General features: G+C 41.2%; 10 protein-coding genes. 9 read left to right on the top strand and 1 reads right to left on the bottom strand.

Annotated features, from left to right (window positions below):
- The 9 genes from JWQ54_RS21255 to sprA all read left to right on the top strand — a co-directional run.
- The coding region (locus tag JWQ54_RS21255; RefSeq protein ID WP_299589063.1) for a murein hydrolase activator EnvC at positions 1 to 1,039 on the top strand (1,039 nt) is incomplete at its 5' end.
- A 56-nt stretch (positions 1,040 to 1,095) separates the two neighbouring features.
- Entirely contained in the window at positions 1,096 to 1,575 is a 480-nt protein-coding gene (locus tag JWQ54_RS21260) for a twin-arginine translocase TatA/TatE family subunit (protein ID WP_299589066.1), read from the top strand.
- A 34-nt stretch (positions 1,576 to 1,609) separates the two neighbouring features.
- Positions 1,610 to 1,804, top strand: a complete 195-nt coding sequence (tatA, locus tag JWQ54_RS21265; RefSeq protein ID WP_299589069.1) for a twin-arginine translocase TatA/TatE family subunit — start codon at positions 1,610 to 1,612, stop codon at positions 1,802 to 1,804.
- Between the two features lie 111 nt (positions 1,805 to 1,915).
- Positions 1,916 to 3,340 carry an Asp-tRNA(Asn)/Glu-tRNA(Gln) amidotransferase subunit GatA gene (gatA, locus tag JWQ54_RS21270; protein WP_299589072.1) on the top strand — a complete coding sequence of 475 codons (1,425 nt, stop codon included), beginning with the start codon at positions 1,916 to 1,918 and terminating at the stop codon, positions 3,338 to 3,340.
- A gap of 58 nt (positions 3,341 to 3,398) precedes the next feature.
- A complete protein-coding gene (locus JWQ54_RS21275) occupies positions 3,399 to 4,802 on the top strand; it encodes a lytic transglycosylase domain-containing protein (protein WP_299589074.1) in 1,404 nt (467 codons plus the stop codon).
- A gap of 118 nt (positions 4,803 to 4,920) precedes the next feature.
- Complete coding sequence (locus tag JWQ54_RS21280) at positions 4,921 to 5,310, top strand: VOC family protein (RefSeq protein WP_299589077.1); 390 nt, start codon at positions 4,921 to 4,923, stop codon at positions 5,308 to 5,310.
- A 167-nt stretch (positions 5,311 to 5,477) separates the two neighbouring features.
- Positions 5,478 to 7,769 carry an NADP-dependent malic enzyme gene (locus JWQ54_RS21285; protein ID WP_299589079.1) on the top strand — a complete coding sequence of 764 codons (2,292 nt, stop codon included), beginning with the start codon at positions 5,478 to 5,480 and terminating at the stop codon, positions 7,767 to 7,769.
- A gap of 272 nt (positions 7,770 to 8,041) precedes the next feature.
- Complete coding sequence (gene ruvA / locus JWQ54_RS21290; protein ID WP_299589082.1) at positions 8,042 to 8,626, top strand: Holliday junction branch migration protein RuvA; 585 nt, start codon at positions 8,042 to 8,044, stop codon at positions 8,624 to 8,626.
- A gap of 24 nt (positions 8,627 to 8,650) precedes the next feature.
- Positions 8,651 to 15,697, top strand: a complete 7,047-nt coding sequence (gene sprA / locus JWQ54_RS21295; RefSeq protein WP_299589085.1) for a cell surface protein SprA — start codon at positions 8,651 to 8,653, stop codon at positions 15,695 to 15,697.
- Positions 15,698 to 16,061: 364 nt separating this feature from the next.
- Here sprA and JWQ54_RS21300 read toward each other — a convergent pair whose 3' ends face one another.
- Positions 16,062 to 16,766, bottom strand: a complete 705-nt coding sequence (locus tag JWQ54_RS21300; protein WP_299589088.1) for a head GIN domain-containing protein — start codon at positions 16,764 to 16,766, stop codon at positions 16,062 to 16,064.
- Positions 16,767 to 16,785: the final 19 nt, after the last annotated feature.

Consider the following 16,785-nt stretch of genomic DNA (forward strand, 5'->3'; position numbering starts at 1 on the left):
CAATAATTTTGTACGTAATTTACAAACCCAGTTGGACCAGCTGAAAAAGGAGTATGCAGCCATGGTTCTTTTTACGTATCGCAATCAAAGTGCATACAATAAATTGATGTTTATTTTTGCCGCAAAAGACTTTAACCAGGCATACAAGCGTTTAAAATATTTACAGCAAATAGGAACTTATCGTGAACGGCAAGCCGGTTATATACAGGAAACCCAAACCGAGCTGCATGTTAAGATAAATGAGCTTGACAAAAACAAAAAAGAAAAAAACAATTTGCTGATAGACCAGGAGAAGGAGAAGAAAACCCTTGGGGATGAAAAAACTGCCCAGGTACAGGTAGTAGCTGATCTTTCTCAGCATGAAGGACAGTTAAAGCAGCAACAACAGGATATTCAGAAGAAAATAGCAAAGAAAAATAAAGAGATTGCTGCTACCATCCGCAGGGAAATTGAAGAAGCAAGGCGTAAAGCCGAAGAAGAAGCAAGGGCTGCTGCAAGGGCCGCCGCCGCTGCCGCTGCAAAGGCTAAAGCCGAGAATAAGGATGTTGCAACGGTACCAAAAGTAAGAACGATAACAAAAAACTCAAGCAATAGCGAGGTTTTAAATGCAACTCCCGAGGCTGCTAAATTATCGAGCGACTTTTTAGATAATCGGGGAGCGTTGCCATGGCCTGTGGCAAACGGCAGCGTTAAGCAGGGTTTTGGAATTTATTATGACGAAACCAGGATAAAAAATGAAAGCCTGGGCTGGGATATAAAAACAAATGCAGGCGCATCGGTAAGGGCGGTGTTCCAGGGCGAGGTATCAAATGTTAAAGATGTAAGCGGTACCTACCTGGTAGTAATAAAGCATGGTGAGTACTTTACTGCATACTCCAACCTTAAATCAGTAAATGTTAGGGCGGGGCAAAAAGTAAGTACCAAACAGGTTATAGGTACAGTAGCAACAGATTCTTCAACTGGTGAAGCTATTGTAAGTTTTTCGTTATATAAGGGAATATCCGCAGTTAATCCTAAAATTTGGCTCGCGCCAAATTAGTTTGAATTTTATAAATTTTAAATTGCCTATATTTGTAGGCTTAATTAATAATCCGTATGCATAGTTTAGTATTGGGATTTTTGAACATCGGTTCATCTGAAATGATACTTATAGTATTTGTAGCTCTGTTGCTATTTGGCGGTGAAAAGCTGCCGGAAATTGCGCGCGGGCTTGGGAAGGGAATACGTGATTTTAAAGATGCCTCTGAAGGTGTTAAACGCGAAATAAACAACCAGATAAATAGCTACGAGGAAAAAAGAGAAGAGAGCAAACTAGATGAACTTGCTGCTAACCACGAGGATGATCAGGATAAGCTCCCTGAACACCCTGAAGGCTTTGCACCCGTTGAAAATACAATGCCGGTAAATGATAATCATTTTACAACAAATGATAACCCGGTGGTTGAAGAGCATAAGGAGACAGCTACAGAAACTGTTACTGAAAAGCAAGCTATTGATTTTACAAAGCACGAGCCGGTAACACATTCGGAAGGTTCAAATCACGAAACATCATCGGAAACAACAAAAAATACGTAATAAGAATATTAATCATAATTAAACATAAAAAATCATGGGTGGATTAGGCGCACCAGAAATTATTCTGATCATCATTGCAATTTTAATACTGTTTGGCGGTAAAAAAATTCCTGAACTAATGAAAGGTTTAGGCAGGGGCATGAAAGAATTTAAGGATGCACAAAACGGAGAAAACAGCACAACAACTTCAGGTTCAACAACCAATACTGAAGAAAAACCAAAAGTTTAAGTTGTAAAACATGGCCGGAATATCCGGCACTGGCTGTATCAATGTTTTAATATTATAAACTTATCTGTTGATTATTATACATTCAACGGATAAGTTTTTTATTTTAGGCCCATGACTAAATCTTATACCTCGTTAGGCGAGATAAAGAGTGAGATTGCAATTGGAAAAATTACGGTCGGAAAACTGGTACAAGGCTACTTAAGTAACATTACCGCAAATGCGCGTTTAAATGCTTTTAATGAAGTATTTGAACATGAGGCACTTAGCAGGGCAAAGGAAATTGATGCCCGCATTAAACAAGGTACTGCCGGCAAGCTGGCGGGAATGGTTATTGCAATAAAGGATAACATTTGCTACAAAGGGCATAAAGTAACAGCCTCCTCAAAAATTTTAGAAAATTTTACTTCTGTTTACTCATCCACCATAGTTGAACGCTTATTGGCCGAAGATGCGGTAATAATTGGGCGATGTAACTGCGATGAATTTGCTATGGGCGCCGCTAATGAAACTTCGTTTTTCGGCCCGGTAAAAAATTATGTCGACGAAACCAGGGTTTCCGGCGGATCATCAGGGGGTTCTGCAGTAGCAGTCCAGGCAAATATGTGTCATGCTGCAATTGGTACCGACACTGGCGGCTCAGTAAGGCAACCAGCTTCATTTTGCGGACTGGTGGGTTTAAAGCCCACATATGGCCGTATCTCAAGGCATGGTATAATTGCTTATGCTTCATCGTTTGATCAGGTGGGCCCAATTACCAGGTCGGTAGAAGATGCTGCACTTTTGTTAGAAATTATGGCAGGCCCTGATGAGTACGACGGTACTTTATCTAGTGCTGCTGTTCCATCATTTAGCAAAGATTTTAAAGCGCCGGGTGTAAAAAAGATAGCTTATCTGCAGGAAGCGCTATCAAGCCCGGGTGTTGATACTGATGTTAAAAACACATTGGTTGATTATATTGAGAAGTTACGCGCCGAAGGCCATATTGTTAAACCAATTGCGTTTGATTACCTTGATTATATGGTGCCTGCCTATTATATATTGGCTATGGCGGAAGCGTCATCAAATTTATCCAGGTATGATGGTGTGCATTATGGCTACCGCAGTCCGGCTGCTACCGATCTTTCATCAACCTATAAAAAATCACGATCTGAAGGGTTTGGTAAAGAAGTTAAACGCCGTATAATGCTGGGTACGTTTGTGCTTAGCGCCGGGTATTATGATGCCTATTTTTCTAAAGCGCAAAAAGTACGCAGGTTAATACGTGAAAAAACAGATGCTATTCTGCAGGAGTATGATTTTATATTAGTCCCATCAGCCCCTGAACCGGCTTTCGCTATAGGAAAACTTGAAAAAGACCCGGTTATAACATACCTTTCTGATATTTTTACCGTTCAGGCATCATTAACCGGCGCACCGGCTATTTCACTGCCTGCGGGCAATAATAGTAAGGGATTGCCGTTAGGATTGCAATTGTTAACCAAACATTTTGACGAACAGGAGTTATTAAATTTTTCTAAATATTTCCTTGAACTATAGAAAATTTATATATTGGTAAAATATCCTGGTAACATTCGCTAAGTTAAACCCCTAAAGAATGAAGAGAACACTTACGCTGATCATATGTTTACTGTCATTACAAATAGTTAATGCCACGCCTCACTTTTCTTCTGTTTCAGTATCTATACTGCAAAACTCAAGGCTTAATAATGACTTTCAGAAAAACCATGCAGATACTATTATAGTTCCGGTAGTTAATCAACCCGCTCCGTTAACCAGCCAAAGCGGTATTTACAAACGCCGTTTAGATTCAATAAAGAAAGATATTCCGCTTGATTATAATGAGTATGTACAAAGCTACATAGATATATACATGCGTAATCGTGATGAAATGGGGCATGTGCTTGGCTTAACAAAGTATTACTTCCCTATTTATGAAAAAGCATTCCATGATGCAGGCATTCCTGATGAAATAAAATATTTATCCATAGTTGAATCAAAGCTTGATCCTTATGCCGTATCAAGGGTAGGAGCAACCGGTCTATGGCAGTTTATGTTTACTACTGCAAAGCTTTATGGCTTAAATATGGATGATTATGTTGATGATCGCCGCGATCCCATACAAGCAAGTTATGCGGCGGCAGCCTATTTAAAGGATGCCTACCAGGAATTTGGCGATTGGCTTTTGGCCATAGCTTCATACAATTGCGGCAAAAGTAATGTTGAGCGTGCTATTGAAAAAGCAGGCGGCGCCACTGATTTTTGGTCCATCCGCCAATATTTACCTAACGAAACCAGGGGATATGTGCCTGCATTTATTGCTGTAGCTTATGTTATGAATTATTACAATAAGCATAATATTATACCACAGGCCTGCAACTTTGCATTAAAAACTGATACCGTCTTAGTGAACAAATATCTGCCGTTAAGCACAGTTTCACAATCGCTGAAGCTTGATCTGGGCCAGCTAACTATTTTAAATCCATCGTATAAAAGGCAGATAATTAACGGTACAGCCAATAAGCCGCGCCGCATGATAATTCCGCAGATAGATAAAGCGCAATATGCGGCTTTGTATGAAGCATTGAATAATACAAATTTACCAGCAACTGCGCCGCAGTCAATGGTTTACACTGCTTACCACGAAAATAAAGAAGAAAAAACACCATCCTATCATAAAGTAAGACGGGGTGAGACGCTAAGGGATATTGCAGATAATTTTGGTGTTGAGGTACAGGACCTTAAAGCATGGAATCATTTACACAGCAACAAAGCTGAAGTTGGAAAAAGACTGAAAGTAAAAGATTCAGCTGATGAACCGGCAGAGAAACCAGCTAAAACAAGCAGTCATAATTACATAACTTATAAAGTTAAAAGCGGTGATACCCTTAAGGGTATAGCTTCAAAATTTGAGGCTTCGGTTGAAAAGATCAGGGAACTTAACGGCTTAAAAAAAGGCAGTCTGCAACCCGGCATGACTATTAAGATCGGCAAAGGGTAGGGGAATTTCGGAATTCGGATGTTCGATTTCGGATTGCCAAATGCGGAAGTAAGAAAATATGTTAAGGTGTTTTGCGGAAGTGGGATGCCTTTTTTCCTCCTCATCAAAACGTAAAACAATGTCAAAGCTTAACTTCATTTCGCCTTTTTTTATTGTTTCCAATATAAAAGATTCCGTGGCCTTCTATGTAAGTAAACTTGGATTTGAGGTGCTGTACATGGGGCCCGAAGGCGATCCATATTGGGCTATGGTGGGCCGCGGCCCTGTTTCCATTATGCTGAAGGCAATTGCCGATGACATAAAACCAATTCCCAATCATACCCGGCATGAATGGGCCGCCTGGGATGCGTACATTTCTACTGAAGAACCCGACACCTTATTTGAAGAATTCAGTTCAACCGGTATAACATTTCGGCAACCCATCCGGGACGACGGCGATGGGCTGCGCGGATTTGAAGTAACGGATGCTGATTTTTATGTTTTGTTTTTTGGCCGGCCCAAAGCGTAAGCGATTTCCCATTCTGCGAATTCATAACCTCTGATTCAAACAATCATTCCGCAATCGGCATTCCGACTTCCGCGTTTAAAAAATCCGAAATCAAACATCCGAAATCCGAAATTAATCTTCGTCCTTTCAGCTTTATCCTTAATTTTGCGGTACCAGTAACTGAGAAGATGAACAAACCCACCCGTAACCAGGATGCGCTAAATTACCATTCAAAGGGGCGTCCCGGAAAAATACAGGTAGTACCTACCAAACCCACCAATTCGCAGCGCGATTTAAGTATGGCTTATTCGCCGGGCGTTGCAGAGCCATGCTTACGTATTGCAGATAATATTGAGGATGTTTATAAATATACAGCAAAAGGCAACCTTGTTGGTGTAATTACCAACGGTACAGCGGTGCTTGGCTTAGGTAATATTGGCCCCGAGGCAAGCAAGCCTGTTATGGAAGGTAAGGGCCTGCTGTTTAAAATTTATGCCGATATTGATGTTTTTGACCTTGAAGTTAACGCCAAAACCGTTGATGAGTTTGTAAACATTGTAAAAGCGCTTGAACCCACTTTTGGCGGGATCAATCTTGAAGATATCTCGGCCCCGAGCTGTTTTGAAATCGAACGCAGATTAAAGGCCGAAATGAAGATCCCGGTAATGCACGATGACCAGCATGGCACGGCAATTATATCGGGTGCCGCGTTAATAAATGCCTGCGAGATCCAGGGTAAAAAGCTGGATAAAATAAAAATGGTAGTTAATGGTGCAGGTGCCGCTGCGGTTTCCTGCTCAAAAATGTACCTGGCACTTGGGGTAAAAAGAGAAAACCTGGTGATGTTTGATATCAATGGTTTAATAACTCCTGAGCGTACCGATCTTGACGAAATAAGACTTGAATTTGCTACCACGCGTAAGGATGTAAAAACCCTTGCCGCGGCGATGAAAGGAGCCGACGTTTTTGTTGGCTTATCAGCAGGTAACATTGTTACGCCTGATATGCTTAAAGCAATGGCAAAAAACCCAGTTGTTTTTGCAATGGCCAATCCAAATCCCGAAATAGCTTATGACCTTGCAATAAATGCGCGAAAGGATATTATAATGGCTACAGGCCGGTCTGATTTTCCTAACCAGGTAAATAATGTTTTAGGCTTTCCCTATATTTTTAGGGGGGCACTTGATGTTAGGGCAACAGCCATTAATGAAGAAATGAAAATTGCTGCGGTTATGGCGATAGCCGGGATGGCAAAAAAACCAATCCCGGAGGCAGTTAACCTGGCCTATAATACTAAAAATTTAAAGTTCGGACGGGATTATATTATTCCAAAACCGATGGATCCGCGGTTAATTACCGAGGTTTCTTCAGCAGTTGCAAGGGCAGCAGTGGAATCGGGAGTAGCGCGGCAAACAATAATCGATTGGGATGCATACACGGAAGAGTTAAGGTCGCGCGTAGGTGTAAATGATAAGCTTTTACGGAACCTTACTAATAAGGCTAAATCAAACCCAAAACGAATAGTTTTTGCCGAGGCCGATACTTATAAAATTTTAAGAGCAGCCCAGATTGTTAAAGAAGAAGGTATTGCCACCCCAATTTTGCTTGGAAATACTGCCCGGATAAGACAAATAATGAAGGAGAGCGATATTGAGTTGGGTGATGTTCATATTATCGATCCGCAGGAAAATTGTGAACGCATGGATGAGTATGCGGCATACTTATACAGCAAGCGCCAGCGAAAAGGAGTTTCAGTTTATGAGTCGAAAAAATTGATGCATGATCGTAATTATTATGGTGCGTGCATGGTGCAATTTGGCGAAGCCGATGCTTTGATATCAGGCTTAACAAAAGATTATGTAACTACTATAAAACCAGCATTGCAAATTATAGGTACCGGCGATGGTGTTAGCAGGGTGGCTGGTATGTATATGATGATCACTAAAAAAGGGCCTGTATTTTTTGGTGATACAACGGTTAATGTAAATCCATCTACACAGGACCTGGTGGATATTACCGTGCTGATAGAGCGTTCGGTAAGGAAATTCAATATCAACCCAAGAGTTGCTATCCTTTCATACTCAAACTTCGGATCCAACCAGGGGCCAATACCTGAAAAAACGATGGAAGCTGTTCGCATTTTGCATGAAAAATATCCTGACATGATAATTGATGGCGACATGCAGGCCAATTTTGCATTAAATGCAGACCTGCTTGCAGATAATTTTCCTTTTTCCACCTTATTAGACAAGCCGGCTAACACGCTGATATTTCCAAACCTGGAATCGGGCAATATTGCTTATAAATTATTGCAGGAGATCGGCGGTGCAGAGGCTGTTGGCCCTATTTTATTGGGACTAAAAAAGCCTGTACACGTATTGCAGTTAGGAAGCTCTGTAAGAGAGATTGTGAACATGATCACAATAGCAGTGGTTGATGCCCAGGAAAAAGGAGATGAAGAAGTAAAAAGCAAAAAATAAATTGCGAAGGAGGTGAAAGGCAAAAGCTTAAAGGCGAAAGGTTTAGGAAGTTTAAAAACGGCAAAGTCTTCAATTAGGCTTTGTAAATCTTACATCGCTTCAATAAATTCGCGATCGACATTCCGGCTTCCGCATTATTACAAAAACCTTTTACCTTTCGCCTTTAACCTTTCACCTGACATATAATATAAATTGGGGATAAGATTTTTTTTAAAAAAACCATAAAAACCTTTACCTTTCACCTTTAACCTTTCACCCCAAATTGATAAATTATGTACGCCTATATTGATGGAAAATTAGCTTTCAAAAGTGCTGCTTTTGTGGTAATTGATGTGGGCGGAGTGGGCTATCACATCAATATTTCATTAAATACTTATTCGAAAATAGGAAGCGGCGAACGCTGTAAGCTTTTTACCTGGCTGCATGTAAAAGAGGATGCTCACACATTGTATGGTTTTATTGATGAAGGCGAGCGCCGTTTGTTCCTGCACCTGATATCAATATCTGGCATAGGGCCAAATACGGGCCGGATGATGCTTTCATCAATTACACCCGAAGAAATTCAAAATGCAATAATTTCGGGCAATGTTTCATTAATACAACGCATAAAGGGTATCGGTCCAAAATCAGCACAGCGGGTCATATTGGAGCTCCAGGACAAGCTACGTAAGGAGGGTTCTGACACACTAAGCACGGTGCCGCTAAATAAAACAGTACGAGAAGAAGCGCTATCAGCCCTGGTTATGCTGGGTTTTGTTCGTAACGCTGCCGAAAAGGTACTAGACAATGAATTGAGCAAAAATAATAATGATTTAACTGTTGAACAACTTATTAAATCTGCTCTAAAAGCTTTATAATTACGTGGATTTTTAACTTGGGCCTTGATTAAATTTTTTACCTGGAGAGTAGCTGTGGTTTTGTTATTTACTTCTGCATTTTGCGGGGTAGGGGCTGCTTTTGCGCAAACTCCCGGCACAAAAAAAGATTCAGTTAAAGTTCAGATCCCGGCTAAGATAAATGAATCAAAAAACTATCGTTTACGCGAAGGCGCATTATTTAACGATCCGGTAAACCTTGTACGCACTTTTGAGTATGATGCAATAACCAACATGTATGTAATGTACGAACGTGTAGGGAGTTTATTGTACAGGCCTCCGCAGTACCTTACTTTTGATGAATATTTACATTATAAAGAGAAGGAAAATAAGCGGGATTATTTTAAGACGCTTTCTGATAACTATGCCTATCAATCGCAGCAACCTGGTTTTATCCCCCCAATAAAACTCAGAAGCCAAACGTTTGACCAGATCTTCGGGGGATCGACCATTGATATAAGGCCGCAGGGATCTGCCGAGGCAATTATGTCAGGCCAGATCAATAAAAACGAGAACCCGCTTTTTAATACCAAGCAGCGCACCCAGTTCAATTTTAATTTTGATCAGAAGATCCAGCTTAACGTAACCGGAAGTATTGGTGATAAATTAAAGATCACAACCAATTATAACACCGATGCCCAGTTTCAATTTGAGAACCAGATAAAGCTTGATTATACCGGCAAGCCCGACGAGATCATACAAAAAATTGAGGCCGGTACCGTAAGCATGCCATTAAATACCACGCTTATTACCGGCAGCCAGGCCCTTTTTGGTGTAAAAACAAAGCTTAAATTTGGCAAGCTTGATGTAACAACAATTATGTCGCAGCAGCGGTCGCAGTCAAAAACAATTACTATAACAAATGGGGCACAGCAGGGCCAGTTTAAATTTACACCTGCGGATTATGAAGCCAACCGGCATTACTTTTTATCGCAGTTTTTCCGTAATAATTATAACAAGGCACTCTCTAATATTCCTATTATCTCCTCAAATATAAACATTACGAAAATTGAGGTATGGACAACCAACAGAACAAACAACACAACCGACTCGAGAGATGTACTGGCGTTAATGGACCTGGGCGAAAATAAACCTTACAATACCACGCTTATCCATGGCGGCCCGGCTTATTCAGGTTTGCCGGCAGGGTTTAAGGGGCCAGGTTTTCCGCAGCAATCAAATACATTGCTTGCTAATTTGCCGCCATCTACACGTTTAACAAATGATCCTCAAAATACTATAAGCAGCTATTTTAAAAATACAGGTGGTTCTGACAATTACACCAAGCTTACTTATGCACGTAAATTAACCACCAAAGAGTTTACACTTCATCCGCAGCTAGGCTATATCTCGTTAAACTACCCTTTAAATAATGATGAGGTTTTGGCAGTAGCTTACCAGTATACCTATAATGGTGTGCAGTACCAGGTTGGTGAGTTTTCCAGCGATGTTCCGGTTGATCCTAATAACCCAAAGGTTTTATATGTAAAGCTGCTTAAAAATCAGTTGTTGAAAACCAGCCTGCCAACCTGGAAATTAATGATGAAGAATATTTATTCATTAAATTCATTCCAGGTTAGCCCTAAAGATTTTAAGCTAACGGTAACCCGGCTGGATGATAAGTCGGGGATTGAAAAAACCATTATGGAGGAGGGGCAGAACACCAAAAGCAAGCTTTGGCTGCAGCTAACCAATTTAGATAACCTTGATCAGCAGCAAAATAAACAGCCAGACGGATACTTTGACTTTTTAGAGGGAATAACCATCGATTCGCAAAACGGCAGAATCGTTTTCCCCGAGCTTGAACCCTTTGGGTCGGATCTTGCTAAACAATTCACAGCCGGTGAGGCAGACCTGGCCAGGCGTTATGTTTACCAGCAGTTATATGATTCAACCAAAACCATTGCGCAGCAATTTTTCCCGCAGCTAAACCGGTATTTGATCAAAGGTACTTACACAGCAACCGGCGGATCTGAATACCAGTTGAATGCCGTTAACATTCCACAAGGGTCAGTAGTTGTAAATGCAGGAACTTTAAAGCTTGCAGAGGGAACTGATTATACGATTGATTACGGAGCTGGCAGAATCCGGATCCTCAATACTGCATTGCTTTCGTCAGGACAGCCAATTACCGTTAAAGTTGAGAACAACGAGTTATTTGGCGTGCAGCAAAAATCATTGTTCGGATCGCGATTTGATTATAAGGTTAATGATAACCTGGCTATAGGGGCAACCATAATGCATTTAACCGAGCAGCCTATCACCCAAAACGAAATAATTGGCGAAGAGTCAATATCAAACACCATTTATGGATTTGATGTAAATTATAATGCAAACTCGAGGCTGCTCACCCGCCTGGTTGATAAAATACCTTTTATACACACCAAGGCACCATCATCAATAAGCTTTAGCGGTGAGTTTGCACAGCTGTTACCCGGCAGTCCGTCCATTTTAAACTTTGCCGGTTCAAAGAACGGGACATCGTACCTTGATGATTTTGAGAACAGCCAATCTGTAATTGATGTTAAAAGCGCAAATAGCTGGCAAATTTCGGGCACACCTCAACTATTTCCGGAATCGCAGTCATTTAATGATTTGCGCTATGGTTATAACCGTGCAAGGCTGGCCTTCTACAATATCGATCCTATTTTTTATACAGGCTCAAGTACTATACCTGTTAGCCGCAACGAGCTGTCAAACCATTATGTAAGACAGATCCTCCAAAACGAAGTCTATCCGTTTAAGCAGTCGCCAACCGGGCAGCCATTAAATATTTCAACTTTAGATCTTGCTTTTTATCCAACAGTAAGAGGGCCTTATAACTTTTCAGCTACCGGCCTTAATACCGATGGAAGCCTGCAAAATCCGCAATCGCGCTGGGGGGGTATGGTACGTGGAATAAATGCAAATGATTTTGAATCATTAAACGTACAGTACATTGAGTTTTGGGTGATGGACCCTTATATCTATAAACCAAATTCAGCTGGCGGCGACTTGTATTTTAACCTTGGCAATATATCAGAGGATATATTGAAGGATGGAAGAAAAGGCCTTGAAAATAGCTTGCCTGTTGATGGCAATTTCAGCAATACCGACGAAACCAACTGGGGCAGGGTATCAAAATTGCAGCCGGTTGTAAATGCCTTTGATAATAACCCCAGTTCACGTAAATCTCAGGATGTGGGTTTGGATGGATTGAACGATGCAGATGAACAGAAAAAATTCTCGGGAGTGGTGCAGCAGGTTAAAGGAGCTATTAATGCCCAGGCAGCTAACACTTTTGCGACAGATCCATCATCAGATGATTACCAGTATTACCAGGGCCCTGATCTGGATAAAACTGCAGCCGGTATCCTGAAACGGTACAGCAAGTACAATGGCACAGATGGTAATTCACCAACTGCCGAACAATCACAGGCTTTACTTGGCCTTCAAACATCAGCATCAACATCATTGCCTGATGGGGAAGACATCAACCATGATAATAATATGGATCAGGATGATGAGTACTTTCAATATAAGGTATCCATGCGCCCTGCTGATCTGGTAATAGGTAAAAACTTTGTTAGCGATAAGGTTACTTCAAATGTCAAACTGCCAAATGGCACCACGCAGGCAGTTACCTGGTATCAGTTCCGGGTGCCTATAAATTCATATCAACAGGCTGTTGGCGGCATCCAGGATTTTAAATCCATCCGTTACATGCGTATGTTCATGACAAATTTCGCCGATACCGCTGTATTGCGTTTTGCTTCGATGCAGCTGGTACGTGGCGAATGGCGTGCTTTTAATACCGAGAATAATCCCAACAATGTAATTGCCGACCCTTCGATAATTAACCCGCCGCTTGATAATTCAGTACTTGATGTTGAAACGGTAAATATTGAAGCGAATGGAAACCGTCAGCCAATTCCTTATGTAGTTCCTCCGGGCATAACACGCCAGGTAGATTATAATAATATACAGACAAATACCAAGCTAAATGAGCAGTCGCTGTCATTAAAAGTATCCGCTCTGCGTGATGGTTATTCACGGGCAGCCTTCCGCCTTTTTAACAATGACCTGCGGAAATATAAAACATTGCAAATGTTTATACATGCCGAAGGTGCCCAGCTAAGGGATAATGACCTGAGCGCATTTGTACGCCTTGGTGTTGATTATGTAGATAACTACTATGAATATGAAATACCGTTAAAAATTACCCAACCCGGTACCTCAGCGCCAACCTCCATATGGCCTGATGTTAATGAGCTTAACTTGCAGCTTTCCTTATTGACTACGGCAAAGCTTGCCCGTAACAATGCGAAATACCAGGGTAAGCCCTGGCCGCTAACCCTGCCTTTTACCGTATCAGATGGGAAGAACAAGATCACTATTGTAGGCCAGCCTGACCTTAGCAGGCTTACGGCTGTAATGCTGGGTGTACGTAATCCTTTAAAACCCCCATCAAACACCAGTAACGACGATGGGCTTGATAAGGATGGGATAATTTGGTTTGATGAATTGCGCCTTACCAATTTTGATCAAAAAGGAGGATGGGCCGCAACTGCGCGAGTTGATGCTAAGCTTGCTGATTTTGCAGATATAACCGTATCGGGCAGTAAAACTACCGTGGGCTTTGGTGCGCTTGATTCAAGACTGGCCGACCGCAGCCTGTATGATAACCAGGTTTATGACGTAGCTGCCAACCTTGAGCTCGGAAAGTTCTTTCCTGATAAAAGCGGGGTGCACATCCCGGCCTATGTAAATGTATCATCGCAGGTAAGTACACCGCAATATGACCCGTCGTCGCCGGATATAACTTTAAAACAAACGCTTAATGCAACCAGCGATTCGAAAAAGCGTGATTCGATAAAAAGCGCCGCCCAGGATTATACCATGCGTAAAAGCATCAGCTTTACCAATGTGCATATTGCCAAAACTGATCCTAAGGCAAAAAATCATGTATGGGATGTTTCGAACCTGAATGCTACTTATTCCTATTCACAATATGAGCATCATGACTTTACGACACAGAATGACCTGGAGAAAACTTATAAAGTTGAATTAGATTATAATTACACCAATCAGCCCAAGTATTATAGCCCTTTCAGCAAGATCATTAAAAGTAACCTGCTGTCTGTATTTCGTGATATCAATTACAGCCTGCTGCCTTCCCGTTTAAATTTTAGCATCAGCTTTGATCGTTTTTACTCAGAAAATACGTTAAGGAACAACGATCCGAACAATTATATCCCTATACCCACCACGTTTAATAAAACCTTTAACATTACCAGGGTTTACGGCATAGGATGGAATTTGTCAAAATCCCTTACCATGGATATTGATGCCACCAACCTTTCAACTGTTGATGAGCCTGCCGGCCGTATTAACGGGTTAAAAGTTGATACACTGTGGGAAAACTTAAAGCGGCTTGGGCGTACAACAAACTATAACCATACCATAAATTTTAATTACACAGTTCCGCTTGCCAAAATACCAGGCATGGACTGGACGAGCATGATTGCCCATTACAGCACAAATTTTCACTGGCAAACACAGCCGCTTTTTGCTATAAATGATCCGCAGTATAATATAGGTAACAGTATCCAAAACTCACGGACCATACAGCTTAATCCTACACTGAATTTTGACCAGTTTTATAACAAATTCAAATTTATAAAAAGGGCGATGGGGCCCGACAATACAAGTTCGCTCAGCAAATTCTTTATTGGCTTGTTAACGAGCGTTAAAAATATTAGTGGTACTTATACCCGTACTGAAGGTACATTTATTCCCGGCTACCTGCCACAATCAAACTTTTTGGGTGAAGATTTAAACTATGGTGCGCCGGGAATAGGTTTTTTATTGGGCAGCCAGGCCGATCTGCGACAAAAAGCGATTGCTAACGGCTGGATAAGCACGGATACACTTCAAAACCAGCTTTATGTAAAAACGCTGAATGAAGACCTGCACTTAAAGGGGACCTTTGAGCCTGTACAATACCTGAGGATTGAATTACAGGCCATGAAAACGCAGGATCATACTTATCAAACCAACTTTAAATCAGTTGATGGGTCAAACAATATCCAAAACCTTAGCCCGGTAACCTCTGGCGATTATACCATATCATATCTAACGCTGGCAACCGCATTTTCTAAATCGAAAGGACTTGATAATACTTCGCCAACTTTCCAGAAATTTTTGGATAACAGGGCGGTTATTTCACAAAGATTAGGAAAGCAAAATCCTAACTCTTCAGGCACTCCTGTTAATGGCTTTAGCGATGGTTATAGCTCAAACTCGCAAAATGTACTTGTGCCGGCATTCCTGGCGGCGTATGCAGGTAAAGACGCCGGAAAATCAGGGCTTGGGCAGTTTCCAAATATTCCTATTCCAAACTGGCAGATAACGTATAACGGCTTAAGCCACGTGCCGTTATTTATGGAATGGTTTGATTCTTTTGATGTAACACACGGTTACCGGTCAACTTATAGCGTATCGGGTTTTACCACCTTGTTACAATACCAGGCAGCTAACGGAGCAGTAAGCTCAAGAGATGCCAATAACGACTTTTTGCCTTATTACCAGTTTTCGCAGGTTACTATTTTTGAACAATTTGTGCCATTAATAGGTATGGCCGCGCGTTTTAAAAACAACATGACGGCTAATTTTGAATACCGCAAAAGCCGCTCGCTAAGCCTGAGTTTATTGAATAGCCAGCTTGCACAGCAAAATGAAAGTATATTGGTGTTTGGCTGGGGCTATCATGCAAAAAATTTCAGATTTCCTTTTGGTTTGATGAGCGGCAAACAGGATAATGATGTGAATTTTAAGATTGATTTTTCATTACAGGATAACAAAACACTGATCTACCGTGCAGATGTAGCGGCGGCAGAAGTGTCATCAGGTGCCCAAAATATTACTATGCGTCCCTCAATTGATTATGTAATAAACCAGCGTTTTAACCTGAACATATTTTATGATTCAAATATAACCCGGCCGTACACCTCACAAACCTTTAACACAGCGTTTACTAATTTTGGGATTAACTTGAAGTTGTTGCTGCAATAATAATTGACTGAACTATGATTGCCTGATTTAAATTACCTGGTTAAAAATCAAGTAAAATCTTTTAATCAGGTAAACGGCAACGCCATCTTGAACTTCATTAAAAAACAAACACCATATGAAGAATCATGGTTCACAATTCTTGCAATTTGCGCCGGGGAATAATCTAACAACAAAAAAGCTGCCTGTTAAAGCAGCTTGAAGAAATATATTATAAGTTATTAAGTGCCGTTTAAGCTATTGCTAAGTCAAAAGTCTTTAGTCGTAAGTCATAAGTGAATTTTATTTTTTTTCTGGCTTAGGACTAAAGACTTTTGGCTCAAGACTAAATGTCAATTAACATATGGCATGAAACCAGGACCTCTCGTTAGTCTTCTTTACTCAACCTGCCTGAGCCAACTGTACGGCTATCGGTAATTGTTGCATTGCCTGTGTAAACCACATTGCCTGACCCTACAATTCGTGCCGAGATGCTTTTATCGGCGCCAAAATGTGCATTGCCCGATCCTGCTATAGTAACTGAAGCGGTATTGGTTTTAAAATGCCTTCCGTCCATTTCACCCGACCCGCTGATGACAACTTTTGTTTCATCTGCGCTGCCGCTGAGTGCAATTGATCCTGACCCGCTAATGGCCGTATGAAAATCGCCTGCTTTAACTGATGAAGAAATGCTGCCTGAGCCGCTTAATGAGATATTAACCTTGTCCCCGCTAACGGTACCATCAACCTTGATAGAGCCTGAACCTGCATTAGCAAGGCCTGATAGTGATTTTGCAGTAACATAAACATCTATCTTGCCATAATTCTCATGGTCCCAGTTGTCATGATGTTTAAATTTTATTTGCAGCTTGCCATCTTCAACTTTAGTTTCAATTTCTTTTATGGCTTCTGATGAGGCTTCAATTTTTAAGCTTTCAGTACCGTTTATTTTTACGTGCACATCAAACGGTCCACCAGAACCAATGCTGGTAAATCCTGAAACCTGGCGTGTCTCTTCCGATTGGGCCGATGCTTTTAGTGTAATTGCAACCATCAATACAGCTGCAAAAACGGTATAGGCTATTCTTTTCATAATTGTTTAGTTTGTTACT

The sequence above is a fragment of the Mucilaginibacter sp. genome, assembly GCF_028288225.1.
In the GTDB taxonomy this organism is placed as follows: domain Bacteria; phylum Bacteroidota; class Bacteroidia; order Sphingobacteriales; family Sphingobacteriaceae; genus Mucilaginibacter.